The 19,897-nt window shown below is 66.6% G+C and carries 22 protein-coding genes; 8 read left to right on the forward strand and 14 right to left on the reverse strand.

Annotation, left to right across the window (positions count from 1 at the left end):
- Window positions 1-9: 9 nt before the first annotated feature.
- The 12 genes from IV454_RS10795 to IV454_RS10850 all read right to left on the reverse strand — a co-directional run bounded on the left by IV454_RS10795 (window position 10) and on the right by IV454_RS10850 (window position 9,630).
- Window positions 10-1,017 carry a type II secretion system F family protein gene (locus IV454_RS10795; RefSeq protein WP_206091449.1) on the reverse strand — a complete coding sequence of 336 codons (1,008 nt, stop codon included), beginning with the start codon at window positions 1,015-1,017 and terminating at the stop codon, window positions 10-12.
- Window positions 1,018-1,026: 9 nt separating this feature from the next.
- Window positions 1,027-2,373, reverse strand: coding sequence for a TadA family conjugal transfer-associated ATPase (locus IV454_RS10800; RefSeq protein WP_206091450.1), 1,347 nt, complete (start codon window positions 2,371-2,373; stop codon window positions 1,027-1,029).
- The gene (locus IV454_RS10805; RefSeq protein ID WP_206091451.1) at window positions 2,360-3,568 is read right to left on the reverse strand and encodes a CpaE/TadZ family protein; all 1,209 of its coding nucleotides are present in this window, start codon (window positions 3,566-3,568) and stop codon (window positions 2,360-2,362) included. Before IV454_RS10805 ends, IV454_RS10800 begins: the two co-directional genes overlap by 14 nt.
- A 21-nt stretch (window positions 3,569-3,589) precedes the next feature.
- Window positions 3,590-4,033: a TadE/TadG family type IV pilus assembly protein gene (locus IV454_RS10810; RefSeq protein WP_206091452.1), complete on the reverse strand. Its 444-nt coding sequence runs from the start codon at window positions 4,031-4,033 to the stop codon at window positions 3,590-3,592.
- Complete coding sequence (locus tag IV454_RS10815; protein ID WP_206091453.1) at window positions 4,030-4,461, reverse strand: TadE/TadG family type IV pilus assembly protein; 432 nt, start codon at window positions 4,459-4,461, stop codon at window positions 4,030-4,032. The genes IV454_RS10810 and IV454_RS10815 overlap by 4 nt, the downstream gene beginning before the upstream one ends.
- Window positions 4,462-4,466: 5 nt before the next feature.
- On the reverse strand, window positions 4,467-5,762 hold the full coding sequence (locus IV454_RS10820) for a Tad domain-containing protein (RefSeq protein WP_206091454.1): 1,296 nt from the start codon (window positions 5,760-5,762) through the stop codon (window positions 4,467-4,469).
- Between the two features lie 56 nt (window positions 5,763-5,818).
- Window positions 5,819-6,022, reverse strand: coding sequence for a Flp family type IVb pilin (locus tag IV454_RS10825; RefSeq protein ID WP_206091455.1), 204 nt, complete (start codon window positions 6,020-6,022; stop codon window positions 5,819-5,821).
- Between the two features lie 46 nt (window positions 6,023-6,068).
- A complete protein-coding gene (locus IV454_RS10830; protein WP_206091456.1) occupies window positions 6,069-6,272 on the reverse strand; it encodes a Flp family type IVb pilin in 204 nt (67 codons plus the stop codon).
- 96 nt (window positions 6,273-6,368) lie between these two features.
- A complete protein-coding gene (locus tag IV454_RS10835) occupies window positions 6,369-6,650 on the reverse strand; it encodes a hypothetical protein (protein ID WP_206091457.1) in 282 nt (93 codons plus the stop codon).
- Between the two features lie 10 nt (window positions 6,651-6,660).
- Entirely contained in the window at window positions 6,661-8,163 is a 1,503-nt protein-coding gene (locus tag IV454_RS10840) for a type II and III secretion system protein family protein (RefSeq protein ID WP_206091458.1), read from the reverse strand.
- A 21-nt stretch (window positions 8,164-8,184) separates the two neighbouring features.
- Complete coding sequence (cpaB, locus tag IV454_RS10845) at window positions 8,185-9,027, reverse strand: Flp pilus assembly protein CpaB (protein ID WP_206091459.1); 843 nt, start codon at window positions 9,025-9,027, stop codon at window positions 8,185-8,187.
- Window positions 9,028-9,045: 18 nt separating this feature from the next.
- Entirely contained in the window at window positions 9,046-9,630 is a 585-nt protein-coding gene (locus IV454_RS10850; RefSeq protein ID WP_206091460.1) for an A24 family peptidase, read from the reverse strand.
- 327 nt (window positions 9,631-9,957) lie between these two features.
- On the opposite strand from IV454_RS10850, the gene bla reads away from it, so the two are divergent.
- Both bla and IV454_RS10860 read left to right on the forward strand, forming a co-directional pair.
- Window positions 9,958-10,860 carry a subclass B3 metallo-beta-lactamase gene (bla, locus tag IV454_RS10855; protein WP_206091461.1) on the forward strand — a complete coding sequence of 301 codons (903 nt, stop codon included), beginning with the start codon at window positions 9,958-9,960 and terminating at the stop codon, window positions 10,858-10,860.
- Between the two features lie 10 nt (window positions 10,861-10,870).
- Window positions 10,871-11,158 carry a hypothetical protein gene (locus IV454_RS10860; RefSeq protein WP_206091462.1) on the forward strand — a complete coding sequence of 96 codons (288 nt, stop codon included), beginning with the start codon at window positions 10,871-10,873 and terminating at the stop codon, window positions 11,156-11,158.
- Window positions 11,159-11,266: 108 nt separating this feature from the next.
- On the opposite strand, the gene IV454_RS10865 is transcribed toward IV454_RS10860, so the two are convergent.
- Window positions 11,267-12,199: a LysR family transcriptional regulator gene (locus IV454_RS10865; protein ID WP_206091463.1), complete on the reverse strand. Its 933-nt coding sequence runs from the start codon at window positions 12,197-12,199 to the stop codon at window positions 11,267-11,269.
- 159 nt (window positions 12,200-12,358) lie between these two features.
- On the opposite strand from IV454_RS10865, the gene gstA reads away from it, so the two are divergent.
- The 6 genes from gstA to IV454_RS10895 all read left to right on the forward strand — a co-directional run bounded on the left by gstA (window position 12,359) and on the right by IV454_RS10895 (window position 17,966).
- Window positions 12,359-13,024 (forward strand): glutathione transferase GstA, encoded by a 666-nt coding sequence (gene gstA / locus IV454_RS10870; protein WP_206091464.1) that lies wholly within the window; start codon window positions 12,359-12,361, stop codon window positions 13,022-13,024.
- Window positions 13,025-13,027: 3 nt separating this feature from the next.
- On the forward strand, window positions 13,028-14,119 hold the full coding sequence (locus IV454_RS10875; RefSeq protein WP_206091465.1) for an NAD(P)H-dependent flavin oxidoreductase: 1,092 nt from the start codon (window positions 13,028-13,030) through the stop codon (window positions 14,117-14,119).
- A gap of 154 nt (window positions 14,120-14,273) precedes the next feature.
- On the forward strand, window positions 14,274-14,921 hold the full coding sequence (locus IV454_RS10880) for a TetR/AcrR family transcriptional regulator (protein WP_206091466.1): 648 nt from the start codon (window positions 14,274-14,276) through the stop codon (window positions 14,919-14,921).
- Window positions 14,918-15,886 carry an HlyD family secretion protein gene (locus IV454_RS10885; RefSeq protein WP_206091467.1) on the forward strand — a complete coding sequence of 323 codons (969 nt, stop codon included), beginning with the start codon at window positions 14,918-14,920 and terminating at the stop codon, window positions 15,884-15,886. The genes IV454_RS10880 and IV454_RS10885 overlap by 4 nt, the downstream gene beginning before the upstream one ends.
- Before the next feature lie 80 nt (window positions 15,887-15,966).
- The gene (locus IV454_RS10890) at window positions 15,967-16,845 is read left to right on the forward strand and encodes an ABC transporter ATP-binding protein (RefSeq protein WP_206092634.1); all 879 of its coding nucleotides are present in this window, start codon (window positions 15,967-15,969) and stop codon (window positions 16,843-16,845) included.
- Entirely contained in the window at window positions 16,842-17,966 is a 1,125-nt protein-coding gene (locus IV454_RS10895) for an ABC transporter permease (RefSeq protein WP_206091468.1), read from the forward strand. Before IV454_RS10890 ends, IV454_RS10895 begins: the two co-directional genes overlap by 4 nt.
- Window positions 17,967-18,113: 147 nt before the next feature.
- On the opposite strand, the gene IV454_RS10900 is transcribed toward IV454_RS10895, so the two are convergent.
- Window positions 18,114-19,775: a hypothetical protein gene (locus IV454_RS10900; protein WP_206091469.1), complete on the reverse strand. Its 1,662-nt coding sequence runs from the start codon at window positions 19,773-19,775 to the stop codon at window positions 18,114-18,116.
- Between the last annotated feature and the right edge of the window lie 122 nt (window positions 19,776-19,897).

The raw sequence follows: 19,897 nt of genomic DNA on the forward strand, positions 1-19,897 counted from the left end.
ATCCCCTTTTCAGATACGGATACGAATGATGCGGCGCAGTAGCAAGATCCCGAACGCCATCGACACTAGCATGCCGCGCACCATGCTCTGGCCCAGCGGGTCGGTCCACAAGGGCGCCATGAATTCCGGGTTGAACACGCTCATCAAGCCACCGATGGCGAACGGCAGCAAGGACAGCAGCCAGGCCGACATGCGGCCCTCGGCCGAGAGCACGCGCACATGCCAGAACAGCTTGAGGCGTTGGCGGATCAGGCGGCTCAGGTTGGCCAGCACCTCGGTCAGGTTGCCGCCCGAATCGCGCTGGATCAGCACCGCCACCACGAAGTAGCGCAGGTCGGTGATCGGCGCGCGCACGCTCAGGTTGCCCAGCGCCTGTTCGAGCGAGACGCCGAAATTGATCTCGTCGTGCACCATGCGAAATTCGCCGGCGATCGGGTCGACCATCTCCTCGCCGATCATTTGCAGGCCGGCCCCGAAGGCGTGGCCGGCGCGCAGGGCGCGTGCCAGCAGGTCCAGCGCGTCGGGCAACTGCTGTTCCAGTTTTGTCAGGCGCCGGCGGCGGCGGCGCTGCACGTAGGCCAGCGGCAGCCAGGCCAGGGGCGCGCCGGCGGCCGCCCCCAGCACGAAGGGCTGGTGCAGCAGCGCCGTCACCAGCAGGAAGCCGGCCGCCCCGCAACCCGCGCAAGCGAGCAGCAGCTTCGAGACGGTCCAGTTCAGGTTTGCCTGCAGCAGATAGCGGTCGAGCTGGTGGGCGCGCGGCAGGCGCAGCAACAGGCGCTGGAACAGCGGCAGCTCGCTCAGCATGCGCTCGCGCAGAAGGTGCGACTGGGCCGAATTGTCGCCGGCGGCCGACAGGGCGTTGAGGCGCTGTTCGATCTTCCTGGCCTGCGGTCCCCTGTAGGTCTTCCACATCAGGTAAATCCCCTCGAACAGCAGGACCACCGCGATGAAGACCAGCACCGACAGCAGCGGCGAAACGGAAGCGCCGGCATCGATGCCATTGACGTGACTGGACATGATGGCCTCCTACTGGTAGCGGCGGGTGCTGTCGAACATCGTATCCGGCAGGGTCACGCCGAAGGCGCGCAGCCGCTCGCTGAACTTGGGACGCACGCCGCTGGCCTGGAAATAGCCTTCGACGGCGCCGTCGGCATCCACGCCGGTCTGGCGGAACGCAAAGATTTCCTGCATGGTGATGATGTCGCCCTCCATCCCGGTGATCTCCTGGATGCTGGTGATCTTGCGGCGCCCGTCGATCAGGCGCAGGCCCTGGATCACCACCGTGATGGCCGAGGCGATCTGCTGGCGCGCCGCCCTGTGCGGCAGATTCAGGTTGGCCATGCCGATCATGTTTTCCAGGCGCGAGAGGGCGTCGCGCGGGTTGTTGGCGTGGATCGTGGTGAGCGAGCCGTCGTGCCCCGTGTTCATCGCTTGCAGCATGTCGACCGCCTCGGCGCCGCGCACCTCGCCGATGATGATCCGGTCCGGACGCATGCGCAGCGCATTGCGCACCAGCGCGCGCTGCGTGATTTCGCCCTTGCCTTCGATATTGGCCGGGCGCGTCTCCATGCGCACCACGTGCGGCTGCTGCAGCTGCAGTTCGGCCGCGTCTTCGATGGTGACGATGCGTTCGGCCGGCGGAATGAAGCCGGACAGGATGTTGAGCAGGGTGGTCTTGCCGGCCCCGGTGCCGCCGGCGATGATCATGTTCACCTTGGACTTGCACAGCCCTTCGAGCACGGTCGCCATGTCCGGCGTGAGGCTGTGCAGGTCGTTGATCAGCTTATCCATTTTTAAAGGAATGTGGGCGAAGCGGCGGATCGACATCATCGGGCCATCGAGCGCCACCGGCGCGATCACGGCGTTGACGCGCGAGCCGTCCGGCAGGCGCGCGTCGACCATGGGGCTCGACTCGTCGATACGGCGCCCCACCAGCGAGACGATCTTGTCGATGATGCGCAGCAGGTGCTTTTCGTCGGTGAAGCGTACCGTGCTCAGTTCCAGCCGGCCCTTGCGCTCGACGAAAATCCGGTTGTAGCTGTTGACCAGGATGTCGGAGACGGTCGGATCGGCCATCAGCAGTTCGAGCGGGCCGAAGCCGAGCATTTCGTGCTGGATGTCGCGGATCAGCGAGCGCCGCTCGGACTCGTTGATGGCGGCCTGCTCCTCGTCGAGCAGGCGTTCGGCCATCACCGCGATTTCGCCGCGCAGCAGGGGACCCGGCAGCGCTTCGAGCGCGGCCAGGTCGAACTTGTCTAGCAGTTTCAGGTGGATGCGCCCCTTGATGGCATGGTAGTCGTCGCTGGCGCCTGGCGTGGCCACGCGCAGGTCGGCCTGGCTGTCGACCGCGTTGAGTTGTTCACGGAAGGACATGGGATTCTCCAGAGTGGCGTCCGGTCAGGCGTCCGAACAGGCGGCCGAACAGGCGCGCCGGCGCGCCGTCCTGCGCCGTGTGGGCGGCCTGCGGGCGCGTCACGAGCGCGTCCGCCAGGCCGGCCAGGCCGTACAGCACCGGATTGGCGCGCGCGCCGGTCGTCAACGGCTCGCCATGGTCGATCGCCGCCGTGACCTGCTTGTACGAGTTGGGCACCGTGTGCAGCGCGAACTTGCCCAGCGCGCGCTCGATCTCGGCCACGCCGATCGGTCCCTTGCGCTCGAAGCGGTTGACGACCAGCTCGATCTTGTCGGCGCCGTAATCGAGCGACTTGAAAATGGCCAGCATCTTTTTGGCGTTGCGGATCGAGGTCAGTCCCGCCTGCAGCACCGGATAGATGCGGTACGCGCGGTCGAGCGCCTTGATGCCCAGGGTGGTGACGGGGCGGCCGATGTCGAGCACCACGTAGTCGTAGTGCTGCACCGCCAGCGCCAGCACCGAATCCACGTGCGCCGGGCTGATCTCGACCGCCTGGGCATGGTCGTCGGGCGCGGCCAGGATGCTGAAATTGGGCGTCACCTTGACCGTGCTGGCGGCCAGGAAGGAGGCGTCGAGGCGTCCGATGGCGCGCGCCACGTCGGCCAGGGTCGATGCGGGGCGGCCATCGTGCACGAAGGCCAGCGCGTCGCCGAACTGCAGGTTCAGGTCGACCAGCAGCACGGAACGGGTCTGCGCCAGCTGGCAGGCCAGGCTGGTGGCCAGGAAGGTGGCGCCGCTGCCGCCCTTGCAGGCGATGAAGGCGAGCACCTTGCCTTCGCTGTGCGCCTGGGCGCCGCGCAGCTTGGCGCCGATGCGCGCCAGCGCCGCCTCCAGGTCGGCGTGCGCGAGCGGCGCCGGCAGCACCTCGCGCACGCCGGCGCGCATGGCGTTGATCAGGAAGTCGGGCGTGCAGATCGCGCACAGCAGCACCACGGCGATGTGCGGATGGCGGCTGGTGAGCGCGGCGATGGCGGCCAGGCCGGCGCTGTCGGCGCAGCCGTCGACCAGCATCAGGTCGGGCTGCCCGCGCCCGGCCAGCGCCAGCAGGTCGGCGGCGCCGCCCACGCTGGGCCGTAGCGCGTGCGCGCCGGCCGCCAGCTGCTGGCCGATTTCGTCGAGACGGAGTTTGTCAGGCGATACGATGGCGATTTTCATGGCAGGTTCCTGGTTTGCGTTTTATTGGCAGATGACCGCGTTATTCGGATCGCGCCGCATCATTTCGCGCGGCAGATAGGTGCTGAACGAGGGCAGCGCGCGCACCGGCATCACCGCCCCGACCACCGGCGACAGCCAGCGGTATTGCAGGCCGGTGACGGTGACCGTCACGCCGGCGCAACTGGTGGCGTCGCAGCCGGACGGCTCCCACGCCAGCGCCACCGCACCGATCTCGGGCACCATCATGCGCATCTTCTGCAGCACCTGCCCCTGGTTGGCCGGATCGGCGCACACCACCGCGTAGCGCGCCCCGGCGCGCGTGGCCTCGGTGGCCGCGTTCCAGGTGAACAGCATGCGCGCCACGTCGGTCACGCCAAGCAGGAACATGAAGAAGAGCACCAGCACGAACGCCAGTTCGATCATCGTCGCGCCGCGTTGGTGGGCGCCGTTGTGCCTGGTTTTCATAGTGGGCTGCGCATCGTGGCGCTGATATCGTTGTAGGAAATGGCGGTGAACCTGGCGCCGAACATATTGGCCACCATGGGCCTGAACTGGTAGCCGGTCACCCGGATCGTCACGGTGTTCATCAGCGGGTCGCTGCCGGCCGTCTGCCAGGTCGGCGCCGGCACGTTGGCCGCCGTCAGCGCCGGGTCGAGCAGGGGGCCGCTGCCGGCCACGTTCCCGTACACGATCAGGTTGCGCGCCTCGGCCACATGGGTGCCTGGTGTCTGCATGGACAGGTAGCGCACCGCATCGCGCACGGTCTTGGCGGTGGTGTTGTAGCGGTAGACGGCGCGTCCGAGTTCGGCGCACATCAGCGACAGGATCAGCAGCAGCGGCAGCACGAACGCGAATTCGACCAGCGCCACGCCTTGTTGTTGACGGTGTCTCATGGCGCTCACCTCACCAGTACCGGTACCAGCGGCCCGGCCGCGCCGCCTGGTGTGCCGCCCGGTGCGCAGGGCGATGCCGCGATCCCGGCCAGGCCGCGATACTCCATCTTGGCCGAGTCGTTCGGGCCACTGAGCGGATGGAGCATGAACATGCACACGAAGTCAATCACCTGGGCCGCGCCATTGACCACCGGGACAATCGCCAGGCGCCGGCTGGTGCCGTACTGGCGGTGTTCGCCGGGGGCGCCTGGCGTAGCCAGCTTCTGGAAGCTGTTCAGGCGGTTGCTGTCGCCAAAGGCGATCAAGGAGCCGGTCTTGATGCTGGTGCCGGCATCGGCCAGCGAGGCCCAGGCGGCGCGCTTGGTGATGTAATTTTGCGCGCTGGCGTGCGAGCCAGCCGCCGGCGTGCCGGCAAAGGCGTTCTGCGGCACCGCATTCTTCCAGTTGGCGGCGGTATAGGAGTAACCGCTCTGGTCGGGATGGTTCAGGCTTGGGGAGTCGGTGTTTTTGTAGACCCCGAAGCGGTAGTTCCACGGCCGGTCCACGCTGGTCTGCGCGCCCGGCGTGCCCAGGGTGTCGCCCAGGCGCGTGCTGCAGCGGCCTCCTTCGGCCAGTTCGGCGGCCGTTTCGCTGGCGCTGGTGCTGCCATCGAGGTTGTACCAGCCCATTTCGCCGGCCGCCGCCTGCGCGCCGCCCTTGTCGAACACGGTGACCCATTCGCCGACCGCGAAACCGTAATTATTCGATGCCGTGCCGCCCGCCCTGGCCCTGATCGCCACCGGGATCGGGCAGGTGCTTTGGGCGCTGCCGCGCGTGGAGACCGCGCTGGCCAGTACCGCGCGCGTGGCCGGATTGGCCGTGCCGTTGCCGCTGAAGGCGCCCATGGCGTGCAGCAGCCACATTCTCACGCCGGTCTGGGTGTGCTGGCACTGCGCATAGCGCGCGCTGGCGGGAGCGCTGGTGGGAATGTAGAGCTGGTCCCGGAAGCTGATGCCTGTATCAAGCAACTGGCCCCTGCCGTCCCAGTTGGCCGACTGCAGGTTGACCCGGTTCAGGTTGGCCGCGGTGGTGCCGGCGCGGCGCGCCCGCGCCAGCGCGCTGGCCTGGCCATCGAGTTCCTGGGCGGCGGCCAGGGCGCAACTGTCCATGGCCGTTTGCAGTTCGGTCTTGACGATGAACAGGCGGCCCAGGTCGAAGGCGATGGCGACGAACCCCAGCAGGAAGAACAGCAGGAAGCAGACCGTCAGGATCACCGCGCCGTGCCGGCGCTGGTGAACCAGGTATCGATTGTGCGGGATCATGGTTTTCATCCAAAAAATGACGGGCCGCGGGGTGCCGCGGTCCGTCGGCGGGTGGGTCAGGCGCAGGTCCCGCCGGTAAGGCAGGCCTCGACGCGGGCGATGAAGCCGGAGAAGCTGGTGCCGGTCAGGTTGCGCAGCGCGACCACCAGGATGATCGAGACGACCGCGATGATCAGCGCGTATTCGACTACCTGGGCGCCTTCGTCGTCGCGCAGGAAGGAGCCGATGTTGCGGCGTGCGGTGGTGAGCAGGGCGTTCATGGTATGGACCTTTCAGTTGAGATGGGAACAGGGAAGCGCTGGTCGATCAGACGCAGGTGCCGCCCATCAGGCAAGTGCCGACACGGGTGATGAAGCCGGAGAAGCTGGTGCCGGTGAGGTTACGCAGCGCCACCACCAGGATGATCGAGACGACCGCGATGATCAGCGCGTATTCGACGACCTGGGCGCCTTCGTCGTCGCGGGCGAAGGATTGGACCGACTGGCTTATCGTTTTCAAAAAAGTGTTCATTTGGCGTACCTTTCTGGTGGATGGATGGGCAAACATGCCCGCCCCTGCGGGCGGGGTACTGCGCCGGCGGCGGCCCCGTGGCCGATGCCGGATGCTTCACCGGGCGGCGGGGCCGCCGGCGTTGATGACGGTGATGACCGGCGGCGGCGCCTTGAAGCTGTCCTGATAGCGCAGCATGGCGTCGTGCGCGGCCTGGCCGTCGATCCCGGCCGCCGGCTCGGACATGGCGCCGGCCCGCGGGTTGATGGTCATGGCGCTGCGTGCCTGGCGCACGGCGTTGCCGAAGCGGGCGTCGTAGCGGGGCGCCGAGGCGCAGCCGGCCAGCATGGCCAGCATGGGCAGCAGCGGCAGCACGGCGCGGCAAATCGTGGGGTTCATGGCGCTCTCCTTATTTGTTGGTTGCGGGGGCCGTCTTGCTCTCGGTCTCGCCCATGAAAAGCAGGCGGCCGGGGCTGCCCGCCACGTGGTTGTCGGTCGGCGCCGCCAGCCCCGTGGCCGGTTTGACCAGGCGCGGCGTCACGATGAAAATCAGTTCGGTCTGGTCTTTCTGGAACTCGGTCGAGCGAAACAGCGCGCCGAGCACCGGGATGTCGCCCAGGCCGGGAAAACGGGACAGCGTTTCGGTGACGTTGTTGCGGATCAGGCCAGCGATGGCGAAGCTTTGGCCATCGCCCAGCTGTACCGTGGTGTCGACCCGGCGCGTGGTGATCGATGGCAGCACCGAGGTCACGCCGCCGTTGGTGGTGAAGGGCGAACCGGTCTGGGCCAGTTCCGACACCTCCGACACCAGCTTGAGGTTGATGCGGGCTCCGCCCAGTACCGTCGGCGAGAACTTGAGCCCGACCCCGAATTCCTTTTCTTCCAGGGTGACGGTGGTGCCGCCGCTGTCGCGCGCCTGGGCGACCGGAATGAAGATCTTGCCGCCAGACAGGAAGCTGGCCGACTGGCCGCTGATGGCCATGATGTTCGGTTCGGCCAGCACTCGCACCAGGCCATCTTTTTTCTGCGCGTCGACGCCGAACAGGGTGGCGCCGCGCGCGCCCGCCGAGAGCCGGGCCGCGGCGGCGGAATTGCCGCCCCTGACCGCGGCGTCGGCCACCGCGCCCAGGGCCGCGCCCGAGCCCGGGTGGCTGTACTGGCCGAAGACCGCCGGCGCGCCACCCAGGATGCCCGAGATCACGCGCGAGCTCAGGCCGTCGGCCGAGGCGAACATGCGGGCGAAATCGATGCCGAACTTGTCGAGCAGGGTCTTGCTGACTTCGGCGATCTTCACTTCCAGCATGACTTGCTGGGGCGAGGTCACGCGCAGCAGGTTCAGCACGCGCTTGCCGCCGCCGTAGGCGCCGGCCACGCGCAGCGCTTCGTCGAGCTGGCCCGTGTCGCGCACCGTGCCGGTCAGCACGATGGCGTTTTCGGCGCTCTTGACGATGATCCCGGTTTCCTCCGGCATCAGCTCGCCCAGCTTGGCTTGCAGGGTGGCCGGATCGATCGTCACCACGATGTCGCGCAGGGTGCACACCCCGCTCGCGTCTTGCAGGATCAGGTTGGTGGCGCCGGCTTTTTTCCCGAGCAGGAACAGGTCGGTCGGGCTGAGCAGCAAAACGTCGACTTCGGCGACGCTGCCCGTGTCGTCCGTTTCGGCGGCGGCAGGGGGCGCCGCCGGAGCCGTCTGTTTGGTGTCGCGCTGGCCGCTGGCCACGATGCGGATCGCGGGGGCCGCCAGTGGAATCACCGACGATTTACCGAGCATGACCTGCGCTACCGGTGCGATGACCACCGACTTGCAATGCTTCGTGCCCGTTGCGCCCGGCGCTGCCCTTGCGCAGGCCGGCGCGGCAACCATGCCTGCCGTGGCGACACTCAGGGCCGCGATGCGAATGTGCTTGTTCATGATGGAAGGCTCCGTGGCTATTCAAAAGCAGTTCACTGCCAGCACGCCGTGCTGGATCACTTCCACGCAATGGGTGCGGCTGGCCAGTTGCGCGGCTGCGGCGTGGGCCGGGCGCGGCTTGCGCAGCGCTGCCGGGGCGGCCGGAGGCAGCGGCGCTTTCTTGTCGCCGAACAGCTCGTCCTTGGTGAAGCCGGCGCTGGCCACGGTTTTCTGGTCGACCTGGTTGCGCAGCACCAGCGACAGGGTGCCGACGCTGCGCGCCAGGTCGAGCTTTTCGGAATCTTCCAGCGACAGTTCCAGGGTCACGGCGCTGACGACCTTGGGCTTGGTGTCGTCGCGACCGGCTTCCTGCGCCACCGCCAGCACCAGCACCCGTTCGAGGACCGTCTTGCTGATCTGCTTGCCTTCCTGGTTGCCCGATTTTTCCTGCTGCGCATTGACCATCACGTCGACGTAGTTGCCGGGCAGGGCGAAGCCGGCCACCCCCACCACATCGTTGACCCTTACCGTCATGGCGCGCTTGCCTTCGGCGATGACGGCCGACAAGCCGCCCTGGGTGCCCTGCGGCGCCAGCTTGCCGTCGAGCATGGGTTCACCGCGCAGGATGCCGACTTTGGCGATGCGGTCCTGCAGCTCGCCGGCGCTCTTGAACGCGCCCGGCGGGGTGGCGCCGGCCGGCCAGTCGAGGTTCGACAGCATTTCGGCGTTGATCTTGCTGCCGGGTTCGATGTCGACGGCCGCCACCACCACCTTGTTCGTGCTGGCGCCGCCCTGGCGCGATACCCATCCTGCCGCGTAGACGGCCGCCGCCAGTCCGATGACGAGGGCGAACGCGATCAGCCCGAGTGCCTTGAGGTTTTTCATGGTGATTTCTTTCTGAGGTCAGACGAGGTTGAATTGCTGGGCCACCAAATAGACCGTGGTGCCGAGCGCGATGCTGATGCCGTAGGCGAGCTTGCCTACCGACGGCATGCTGTCCGGCGCCAGTTGCGGCTTGCCGCAGGCAACGGCAGACCACAGCATGCCGCGCATGGCGCCGCCGGCGTTGGCCAGCATCCGTCCCATCACCCGCTTGCGCAAGCCGAAGACGAGGGCGGCGATGCCGCCCGTGATCACGCAAAACAGCAGGGCGTACAGTGTGGCATCGACGCCGAGGAAGGCGCCGACCATGGCCATCAGCTTGACGTCGCCGGCGCCCATGGTGCCGAGCGCATACATCGGCAGCATCGCGCCGAAACCGAGCAGCATGCCGGCCGGCGCCCAGGTCCAGCCGGCGTGCCAATAGGGCGGCACGACGGTGTTGTAGACCAGCGCGAACAGGATGCCGCCGCCGGTGATCAGGTTGGGAATGCGGAAGGTGCGGTAGTCGCACACGGCGGCGGCCGCCAGCAGGGCCAGCAGCACGCCGGTGCGCGGGCTGGTGACCAGCATGCCGAGCAGTGTAAAGAAGGAAGCTGTTTCGTCCATGATGACTCGCCGTGGATGTTGGGGGAGCGGTCCCGCAAGGCCTGGCGCCGTTTGGGTGATCGATGGAGTGAGTATATTTAGCCGGGTTCGGCTGCGAATCGGCCGGATGTCCTTTCCGGATGGGACGGCGCTCCTGATTTCGGCAGGCTGCGGATGGGGCGCGCGTACCAGGCGGGGGCCGGGCGGCGTAGTACAAATGTCCTGCGTCTGTTCCGATCCAGGGGCTGCGGCCTGGCGTGCAACATGGCAAACGTCGCATGGCGCCAAGCGCACAAGCGGTCAGCGGCATCGGGCACGCTGACACCAGTTTTTGATTGGAGACAAGTAATGGCAATCTTGCGCAGGCTGGCACTCGCCCTGGCGATCGCGGCAACCGGAATGACGGCGGCGCAGGCCGGAGCCGGGGACGAGGACGTCAAGTGCGCCATGTGCGCGGAATGGAACCAGCCGCAGCAGCCGTTCCAGATCGTCGGCAACACGTATTACGTCGGCCCGCGCGGCCTGTCGGCGGTGCTGGTGACCGGCGACCAGGGCCATATCCTGCTCGACGGCGCGCTACCGCAGTCGGCGCCCCTGATCATCCGCAACATCGAAGCGCTCGGTTTTCGCATCGAGGATGTGAAGTTGATCGTCAACTCCCACGCCCATGACGACCATGCGGGCGGCATTGCTCGATTGCAGCGCGCCAGTGGCGCCACGGTGGCCGCCAGCGCGCTGGCGGCGCGGGCCCTGCGCGCCGGCCTGGTCGGGCCGGACGATCCCCAGTACAAGGCCGACGGCCCGGACCGCTTTCCCAGGGTGGCGCAGGTCACCGAGGTGGCCAATGGCGCGATCCTGCGCGTGGGCGCGCTGGCCGTCACCGCCCACCTCACGCCCGGCCACACCACGGGCGGCACCACCTGGTCGTGGCAATCGTGCGAAAACAGGAGCTGCTTCGACGTCGTGTACGCCGACAGCCTCAATCCGATGTCGCAGGATGGCTTCCGCTTTTTGGGCAGCGCCACCGCGCCCGACCATTCGGCCTCGTTCCAGGCCAGCATCGACAAGGTCGCGGCACTCAGGTGCGACGTGATGATCCCGGTGCATCCGGGCTTCGCGGACCTGGTGGAAAAGCAGGCGGCCCGCACCCCCGGCAACAACCCCTTCATCGACCCGGGCGCGTGCCGCAGGTACGCGGCCGATGCCCATGCAAGGCTGGCCGAACGCCTCCAGCGCGAAGCGGCGCAATGAGGCGCCTGCCGTGATTGCGCGCATCGTTTTCATCGCGCTCCATGTGCTGCTTGTCGCCGGCGTGACCTTTGCCTGTGCCGGCAGCACAGGCGGATCGTCGCGGATGCGCGTGCTGCTGATCGTTCCCGCGCTGCTCAGTCTGGTGCCGCTACCGTTTGCGGTGTGGGCGGACGTGAAGGGGCGTGCCAACACAGCGAGGACCTTGCTGCTCAGCGTCATGCTGTCCTTGCCCGTCAGCATCGTCCTGTTGCTGTTGCTGTTGCTCTTCAATCGCCTCGGCAATGCTGGATGGCATTGAAGCGAGTTCACGCCGCGGGCATGGTCGCGCTTCCTCCGCCGCTCCGCGCACAACGCTACATGGATAGTCCGCCCGAGGCTGGGACGGCGCTGCCGCAAGCGAGCGCCGTCATGCATCCATGGGCGCCGGCGCGCGGGAGCGGGCTGCCAGCAGGAAATCCACAAACGAGCGCACTTTCAGGGACAAGTGCCGGCCGTGAGGATACATCACGGAGAACGGGCGCGAGCAGCCTGCGTGCGCGGACAAGACTTCGACCAAGGTCCCCTTGCGCAGATCTTCTTCGATCGTAAATCGATATGCCTGGAACAGGCCGGCGCCGCTGCGCGCCAATGTCACCCCGGCGAGTATGTCTTCGTACAAGCAATAATTACCGGCCGCCGCCACCTCGATGAGCTTTCCTTTTTCCCTAAACAGCCAGGGAATCGGGCGGCCGGTACTGGGCAACACAAAATTAATGCAATCGTGCTGCGCGAGGGAGGCGATTGAACCGGGCACGCCGGCCCGGGCGAGATAGCCGGGCGCGGCCACGACGACCAGCTCCGCATCTTCCAGTTTGCGGGCGACAAAGCTCGAATCGGCAGGTTCGCGCGCACGGATCGCGAGGTCATAACCTTCATCGACAAAATCGATATTGCGGTTGCTGACATGAACATCGACCCGCACATCCGGATACAGTGCGCGAAATGCCGGCAGCAGCGGAAGCACACGATGGTGGCCGTAGGTTGTCGGGACGCTGATCCGCAGCACGCCGGAAGGCATCCCTTGCAGGCCGGTCAGCGCGCGTTCCGCATCGATCAGCTGGGTGAGCGCCTGCCGGCATTGCTCGAAATAGCGGCGCCCGTCTTCCGTCAAGCTCACTTGGCGCGTGGTGCGCACGAACAGCCTTGCGCCCAGCCGCGCCTCGAGCCGCGACACCGAGCGGCTCACGGCCGCCGGTGTGACGCCAACCGCCTTGGCGGCGGCGGTGAAACTGCCATTTTCGGCAGCGGCGCAGAACAGCTCGATGCTGCCTACCAGGACATCGTCGAAATGGCGTCTCATTTGGCTGCCTTATTTATTACGCGATGTATCAGATAAATTTCATGGATGTGGATTTATCCCCGAAAAGAACATCAATAGACTACACCATATTGCAGTCACGCAATCAGCCGCTGTCGGCGCCAGCCGGCACCCTGCCACGATCCTTACCGGAGAACGCCCATGAAACTCTATTATTCGCCCGGCGCCTGCTCGCTCGCGCCACACATCTTGCTGTGCGAAGCAAAACTGCCGCACACGCTCATCAAGGTCGACACCGGCACCCACCTCACTGAAGACGGCATCGACTTTTACACCATCAATCCGAAAGGCTGTGTGCCGGTTCTCGAACTCGACGACGGCCAGCGGCTCTCCGAGGGACCCATCATTGCGCAATTCATTGCAGACCATGCTCGCCGCGACGACTTGATGCCCGGCGCCGGATCGATGGCGCGCTATCGGGTGATGGAGTGGCAAAACTACATCACGTCCGAACTGCACAAGTCCTTCAGTCCGCTGTTCAATCCGGCATTGAACGCAGCGGCCAAGGCAGTCTTCGCCGCCATCCTGAGCGAGAAATTCGCCTGGGTATCGCGCCAATTGCGCGGCAAGTCGTATCTGACCGGTGACAGCTTCAGCGCTGCCGATGCCTACCTCTTCACGGTCGCCGGCTGGGCCAACCATGTCGGTCTCGATTTGTCGGACCAGGACGCCGACGTGTTTGGGCCTTTGCAGGCCTTCCTCGCACGCGTGGCTGCGCGCGCGGCCGTGCAGGAAGCGATGAAGGCAGAAGGTTTGCCGGCAGCAGAACGAAGCAAACCGTGCGCGGCTCAACATCGGGAATGTTGAATCATGTGGAAAAATACGGAAGTAGCACGCCGCCTCGGCCTGGCCGTGCCGATTATCCAGGGGCCGTTCGGCGGCGCCATATCGTCGGTCGACCTGGTCGTTGCCGTTTGCGAGAGCGGCGGCCTGGGTTCCTTCGGCGCCCATCATCTTGATGCGAATGGCATCGGCGATGTCGCAAGCCGGATTCGCGCACGCACATCGGGTCCGTTCGCCTTGAATTTATGGATCCCGCTGGACGACGCGGACGATCCGCGGATCGACGACGCGGCATTTGCGCGCAATGCGCAATTGCTGCAACCGTACCTGAGCGAACTCGGGCTGCAGATACCACAACGTCCGAAGCGGTTCGCCCCGCCGTACGCCGAGCAAATCGAGGCAGTACTCGCAGCGCGTCCGGCGGTGTTCAGTTTTGTGTTCGGGGTGCCGTCGCAGAGTGTGTTGAAGCGCTGCCGCGCGCTTGGCATCGTGACGTTCGGCGCCGCCACCACGGTCGACGAGGCGATCACACTGGAACAAGCCGGCGTCGACATGATCGTCGCCACCGGTTTCGAGGCGGGCGGGCACCGCGTATCGTTTCTGCGCGCCGCGGAAGAGTCGCTGACGGGCACCTTTTCACTCGTACCGCAGGTGGCCGATGCGGTTCGTATTCCGGTGGTCGCCGCAGGCGGCATCGCTGACGCGCGCGGTATCGCGGCCGCGCTGGCGCTGGGCGCCCAAGGCGTGCAGATCGGCACGGCGTTTCTCGCATGTACAGAATCGAATGCCGATTCGACCCATCGCGAGATGCTTTTCAGCCCGGACGCGCGCTACACGGGACTGACTCGCGTCTTCAGCGGCAGGCTGGCGCGTGGCATCCGCAACCGGCTGATGAACCAATTGCAAGCGCACGCCGCGCAGATTGCGCCATATCCGATACAGAACTGGTTGACCGGAATGATGAAAAAGGCAGCGGCCGGGCAGGAGCGTTCCGACCTGATGTCGCTATGGTGCGGGCAGTCGGCCCCACTGCTCACGCATCGCGATGCACGTTCGCTGATGGCCGCGCTGGTGAAGGAAACCTCATTGATCACCGGGGGATGGGCCAGCAATTCCTGATGGGCTGGCGCACCGATTCCCGCATGGATGAGCAGGCTCCCCGTGCCGGTTTCAACAGGAATCGGCGCACCATCAACCCGATGCCGCGCGCGGCTATCCAGACATACAGCGAAAGCTTGCGGCTCTATTACTACACAAGCGTATAATAAATCGCATGAACCGCCCATCTCAAAAAATCGATGCCCGGCTGATCGCTTCCGGCATGGTCTTGCTGCCCCAGACCGGGTGCGCCGGTCTGTCGGTGCGCAAACTGGTCGAACACGCGGGGGTCAACCTCGGCATGTTCCACTATCACTTCAAGAACAAGGACAACTTCCTGCGGGTGCTGCTGCAGCACATGTACGAAGAAATGTTCGCCGCCCTCACGCTCAAGGCGCAAGCCTCGCGCAGCGGTGCGCGCAATCTCGATGGCGCCCTGCGCGTACTGGCCGGTTTCGCCTGCAAGCATCGCCACCTGCTTTTGACCTTGCTGTCGGAAGCGACCCGCAGCGAAGCGCTGCCGGTATCGTTCCTGCGCGAGAACCTGCCGCGCCACATCGCGGTGCTGGCCCGGCTGCTGTGCCAGGGCCAGGCCGAGGGCGACATCATCGACGCCCCGGCCATGCAGCTGCTGCCGTTCATGTTGGGGGCCATCGCCGGTCCGCTGTTTGCCGGCGGCGCGCTCGAACGCCTGCCCGCCGCCCCGCCCGAACTGGCGGCGCTGGCGCAAGAGGCGCTGTTGTCGGAAGCGGCCATCGCCCTGCGCATCGACCTGGCCATGCGCGCCATCCTCACCGCATCGAAGGAGTCGGCACCGCCATGAGCCTGTCCCTGCTCGGGCGCGTCTGCGCCGCGGCCTTGCCGCTTACCCTGTGCGTGGCCTGCGGGCTGGCGCGCGACGACGCCTTTCCCGGCTACGCCGAAGGCGACTATGTGCGCCTGTCGGCGCCCCTGGCCGGCACATTGACCGACGTGCACCTGCGCCGCGGCGACCAGGTCAAGGCCGGCGCGCCCGCCTACGTGCTGGAACAGGCCAGCGAAACGGCGGCGCGCCAGGAAGCGCAAAGCCGGGTAGGCCGGGCCGAGGCCCTGCTGGCCGACTTGCGCAAGGGCGCGCGCAGCGACGAAGTGGCGGCCTTGCAGGCCGCGCTGCGCGAAGCCGAGGCGGCGCTGGCGCTGTCGCAGGCCAACCTGGAGCGCGAGCGCAAACTGGTGGCCGACAAATTCATCTCGCGCGCCCGGCTCGATCAGGTGGCGGGGGCGCTGGCGGCCGACCGCGCCCGGGTGGAGCAGGCCAGGGCGCGTCTGCGCCTCGCCGGCACCAGCGCCAGGAGCGACCAGGTCGCGGCGGCGGAAAAGGAAGTCGAGGCCGCGCGCGCCCAGCTGGCCCAGGCACAATGGAAGGTCGACCAGAAAGCCCAGGCGACGCCGGTGGCCGGCATGGTCAGCGATGTGGCTTACCGCGCCGGCGAATGGGTGCCGGCTGGCGCGGCCATCGTCACCTTGCTGCCGCCGGCGAACATCAAGGCGCGCTTCTTCATTCCCGAAACGCAGCTGGGCAAGATCCGGATGGGGCAGGGCGCCATCATCGCCTGCGACGGCTGCGCGCAGCCGGTGAAGGCGCGCATCACCTTCGTCTCGCCCGAGGCGGAGTACACCTCGCCGCTCATCTACAGCAAGGAAAACCGCGCCTCGCTGGTATTCATGGTGGAAGCGACGCCCGAGCCGGGACAGGCGCCGCTTCATCCCGGCCAGCCGCTGACGGTGCGCACGGAGCCGAAGTCGTGACCTCCCCCGCGACCTCGCCCGCGACGCCGTCGCCCATCGTCATCGACGTGCAGGGCCTGACCAAATCCTACGGTGGGCGCATGGTGGTCGACCATGTCGACATCCGGGTCGAGCGTGGCCGCATTTACGGCTTCCTGGGCCCGAACGGCAGCGGCAAGACCACCACCATCCGCATGCTGTGCGGCCTGCTCACCCCGGACGAGGGGCAGGGCCGCTGCCTCGGCTACGACATCCGCACCGAGGCGCGCGAGATCAAGAAGCAGGTCGGCTACATGACGCAAAAATTCGGCCTGTACGACGACTTGAGCATCGAAGAAAACCTCGACTTCGTCGCCCGCGTCTACCAGATCGCCGGACGGCGCCAGCGCATCGCCGATACGCTCGAACGGCTTGGCCTTTCCAGCCGGCGCGCCCAGCTGGCCGGCTCGCTCTCGGGCGGCTGGAAGCAGCGGCTGGCGCTGGCGGCCTGCCTGATCCACGACCCGCAACTGCTGCTGCTCGACGAACCGACGGCCGGCGTCGATCCGTCCGCGCGGCGCGAATTCTGGGACCAGATCCACGACCTGGCCGGCGCCGGCATGACGGTGCTGGTCTCGACCCACTACATGGACGAGGCGGAGCGCTGCCACCAGCTGGCCTACATCGCCTATGGCAAGCTGCTCGCGCGCGGCAGCGTGGCCGAGGTGATCGCCGGCGCCGGCCTGCACACCTGGTCGCTCGCCGGGCCGGACTTGCAGCGCGCCGCCCACAGCCTGCGCGGCGCGCCCGGCATCCGCACCGTCGCGCCGTTCGGCATGACCTTGCATGTGAGCGCCAACTCCGCCGATGCGTTCGCCCAGGCGCTGGCGCAGCCGGCGCTGGCCGGGCTCACGGCCACGCCGATCGAGACCAGCCTGGAAGATGTCTTCATCGCGCTGATGCAGGATGCGCAGGATAACTTCGGCGGAGCGGCGCCATGAACTGGCGACGCATGCTGGCGGTGCTGCTCAAGGAACTGCGCCAGGTCGGGCGCGACCGGCTCACCTTCGGCATGATGGTCGGCATTCCGATCATGCAGCTGATCCTGTTCGGCTTTGCCATCAACGGCGACGTGCGCCACCTGCCGCTGGCGGTGGCCGACCTTGACCACAGCGTGTTCTCGCGGCGCCTGGTGGCGGCGCTGGAAACGTCGCAGTACTTCCGCATCGTGCGCCACGTCGACGGCGTGCCCGAAGGCGACGCGCTGCTGGCGCGCGGCGAGGTGCAGTTCGTGCTGGTGGTGCCGGGCGACTTTTCGCGCCGGCTGGTGCGCGGCGAGCGGCCGGCGATCCTGCTGGCGGCCGACGCCACCGATCCGGCGGCCACCGGCAATGCGCTGGCGTCGGTCAATGCGATCGCGGCGCGCGCCATCGGCTCGGAACTGCGCGGGCCGCTGGCGCGGCTGCGTCCGGGCGAGGCGCCGTATGAAATCCGCAGCCAGCGCCGCTACAATCCAGAGGGGCTGACGCGCTACAACATCGTGCCCGGACTGATGGGCGTGATCCTGACCATGACGATGGTGATGATGACGGCACTGGCCATGACGCGCGAGCGCGAACGCGGCACCATGGAAAACCTGCTGGCCACGCCGGTCTCGCCGCTCGAAGTCATGATCGGGAAAATCGTGCCGTACATCTTGATCGGATACGTCCAGGTGGGCGTGATTCTGCTCGCCTCCTGGCTGGTGTTCGACGTGCCGATGGTGGGGAGCCTGCTGCTCTTGTCCGGTGCGCTGGTGCTGTTCATCGCCGCCAACCTGGCGATCGGCTTCACGTTTTCGACCATCGCGCGCAACCAGATGCAGGCCATGCAGCTGACCTTCTTTTTCTTCCTGCCGTCGATGCTGCTGACCGGTTTCATGTTTCCGTTCCGGGGCATGCCGGGATGGGCGCAGGCGATCGGGGAAGTGCTGCCGCTGACGCACTTCCTGCGCATCACGCGCGGCATCATGTTGAAGGGGAACGGGCTGGCCGAGGTGCTGCCGCACGCATGGCCGATCGCGCTGGCGATGTGCGTGGCCGGCGCGGTCGCCATGCTGAGGTACCGGCAGACCCTGGATTGAACCTCAAGACCGTCATTCCCGCGCAGGCGGGAATCCAAGCTCAATGAGCCGCCTGCAACTGCGCTACGGAATTGGATTCCCGCCTGCGCGGGAATGACGGTGTTTAGTATCGCGGTAAGAATCGGATTGGTTCTACGCCACGATGCGCTAGTTACTACTTGCGCGCGGCTTGCGCCGGCGCCGGATCAGCGCCCCCAGGCCGATCACGCCACCGAAGGCGATGCCGGCAACCGGCAGCGGCACCAGGCTCGATGCTTTCGGCGGCGGCGTATTGGCGTCGCGCAGCGCGTCGGGAAACGGGCGCGGTCCGACCGGGACGATTTTCCAGTCGGCCTGGTTGGGCGGCGTGCGCTGCATGAATTCGCTGAACGAAAACACCGGGTTCGATCCCATCACGCGGCTCGACGGCACTTGCGGAATGCGTACCAAGACCAGCGCCTCGACATCGTTCTGCAACTGCTTTTCGTACGCGGTCAGCTTGCGCGGCTTGCCCTTGGTGGCGCCCACCAGTTGCAGCAGGTCGTTGCCGGCCGCCTCGAACGCCACCGCCGGATACAGGCGCACCTGTTCCTCGGTCAGGTAATCGTAGATCTTGCGCCCGCTGGCCAGGCTCATGTCCTTGGCCGACAGGTAAGCGTAGGCGCCCAGCGCCTTGATATTGCTGGTCGGTCCGCGCTGCGGGATATTCCAGCCCAGGCCCTTGAACACGTCCAGGCTGATGCCGGCGCAGTTGGCCTTCGCATGCTGGTAGGTGAAGTCGTGGCGGTAGAAGTGGTTGAACACGCGCTGGACGCCGCCCTGGTAGGCGGCCGCCGTGCGCGCGTTGCTCAATACCGCCACCAGCATGTACGACGGACGGTAATACTGCTGGCCGCTGTTGAGGTCCATCAGGTAGTTATCCATCGGGACGGGCGCGGCGATGATGCCTTTTTCGCTGACCGAATCGAGGTTGTAGAAATTATTGACGATCCAGTCCGACCACTCGCCCGCGCGCCCGAGGTGGCCGGTGGCGACGGCGAAGTGGCCGCCGTAGGCTTCGTCGTCGTCGCCCTGGGCGCCGTTGAGCATCACGCCGAGGACCGGTTTTTCCTGCCACTGGCGGGCCTGGCCGGGCTTGCGTTCCCACAGCAGGCGGGTCGAGAACGGGCTCGATGCGCCGCCGCCTTCGGCGCGCACGTAGGTGGCGAAGGTTTCGTCCTTGCCCAGCGGCTGCGCGCGCATGCTGGCCTGGTTGATGGTGAAGTCCTTCGGCCAGACGGTGCGCGCGACAAACGACGATTTGCCGTCCGCTTCGCTGTAGGTGCCGCGCATGCGCACTTCGCGCTTGGCGAAGAAGGCGGTGGTCTTCGGGTCCCAGTACGACAGGTTGCTGGCGATCTTGGGCGCCAGCGCCAGGTCGGTCACGGCATCGTCGGTGGTGCGCACGTGGGCGCCGTCCGGCAGGATGTGGGCGTCATCGAGAATGTGGGGAGCACCGAGCCACACCAGGCCCGGAAGCGCCAGCTGGTCCCTGGTGCCGTCCGGCGCCCATTCCCTGGTGCCGCGCACGATGTCGCCGCCGCGCGTGAAGCTCGATACCGGCTGCGACGGCAGCGGCACCGCCAGCACTTCGTTCTTGAAATACCATAAGCCCTGCTTGACCGTGACGCAGTCCGGGCAGTTGCCATTGCTGAGCCGGAACTGCATGGCCGGCAACAGCCCGAGTCGTTCTCCGGCGAGGGCGCTTTTCAGCCCGGCCGGTTCGGTGGCGTGCGCGCCGGATGACATCAGCAACACACCGGCACCGAGTAAAGAACGGGTTTTCAACATAAGTTGTCCTTGAGCGTGAATGAATAAAATCGCAAGCTTGCAAATCTACACCGGTTGCGTGACAACAGCATGATTTTAACTGCCTTAAGGCAAGAAAAAGGGTGGCGAAGACACACTTATCG

The sequence above is a fragment of the Massilia antarctica genome (assembly GCF_015689335.1).
Classification (GTDB): Bacteria; Pseudomonadota; Gammaproteobacteria; order Burkholderiales; family Burkholderiaceae_D; genus Telluria_A; species Telluria_A antarctica.

Coding starts and splice junctions, on each gene's coding strand:
- IV454_RS10805 (WP_206091451.1), bottom strand. CDS start 3,568: ATGAAAATCGCCATCGTATCGCCTGACAAACTCCGTCTCGACGAAATC.
- IV454_RS10830 (WP_206091456.1), bottom strand. CDS start 6,272: ATGAACACTTTTTTGAAAACGATAAGCCAGTCGGTCCAATCCTTCGCC.
- IV454_RS10890 (WP_206092634.1), top strand. CDS start 15,967: ATGGTGGTCGACCATGTCGACATCCGGGTCGAGCGTGGCCGCATTTAC.
- IV454_RS10800 (WP_206091450.1), bottom strand. CDS start 2,373: ATGTCCTTCCGTGAACAACTCAACGCGGTCGACAGCCAGGCCGACCTG.
- IV454_RS10880 (WP_206091466.1), top strand. CDS start 14,274: ATGAACCGCCCATCTCAAAAAATCGATGCCCGGCTGATCGCTTCCGGC.
- bla (WP_206091461.1), top strand. CDS start 9,958: ATGGCAATCTTGCGCAGGCTGGCACTCGCCCTGGCGATCGCGGCAACC.
- IV454_RS10885 (WP_206091467.1), top strand. CDS start 14,918: ATGAGCCTGTCCCTGCTCGGGCGCGTCTGCGCCGCGGCCTTGCCGCTT.
- IV454_RS10865 (WP_206091463.1), bottom strand. CDS start 12,199: ATGAGACGCCATTTCGACGATGTCCTGGTAGGCAGCATCGAGCTGTTC.
- IV454_RS10850 (WP_206091460.1), bottom strand. CDS start 9,630: ATGGACGAAACAGCTTCCTTCTTTACACTGCTCGGCATGCTGGTCACC.
- IV454_RS10825 (WP_206091455.1), bottom strand. CDS start 6,022: ATGAACGCCCTGCTCACCACCGCACGCCGCAACATCGGCTCCTTCCTG.
- IV454_RS10900 (WP_206091469.1), bottom strand. CDS start 19,775: ATGTTGAAAACCCGTTCTTTACTCGGTGCCGGTGTGTTGCTGATGTCA.
- IV454_RS10810 (WP_206091452.1), bottom strand. CDS start 4,033: ATGAAAACCAGGCACAACGGCGCCCACCAACGCGGCGCGACGATGATC.
- IV454_RS10815 (WP_206091453.1), bottom strand. CDS start 4,461: ATGAGACACCGTCAACAACAAGGCGTGGCGCTGGTCGAATTCGCGTTC.
- IV454_RS10875 (WP_206091465.1), top strand. CDS start 13,028: ATGTGGAAAAATACGGAAGTAGCACGCCGCCTCGGCCTGGCCGTGCCG.
- IV454_RS10895 (WP_206091468.1), top strand. CDS start 16,842: ATGAACTGGCGACGCATGCTGGCGGTGCTGCTCAAGGAACTGCGCCAG.
- IV454_RS10835 (WP_206091457.1), bottom strand. CDS start 6,650: ATGAACCCCACGATTTGCCGCGCCGTGCTGCCGCTGCTGCCCATGCTG.
- gstA (WP_206091464.1), top strand. CDS start 12,359: ATGAAACTCTATTATTCGCCCGGCGCCTGCTCGCTCGCGCCACACATC.
- IV454_RS10795 (WP_206091449.1), bottom strand. CDS start 1,017: ATGTCCAGTCACGTCAATGGCATCGATGCCGGCGCTTCCGTTTCGCCG.
- cpaB (WP_206091459.1), bottom strand. CDS start 9,027: ATGAAAAACCTCAAGGCACTCGGGCTGATCGCGTTCGCCCTCGTCATC.
- IV454_RS10820 (WP_206091454.1), bottom strand. CDS start 5,762: ATGATCCCGCACAATCGATACCTGGTTCACCAGCGCCGGCACGGCGCG.
- IV454_RS10840 (WP_206091458.1), bottom strand. CDS start 8,163: ATGAACAAGCACATTCGCATCGCGGCCCTGAGTGTCGCCACGGCAGGC.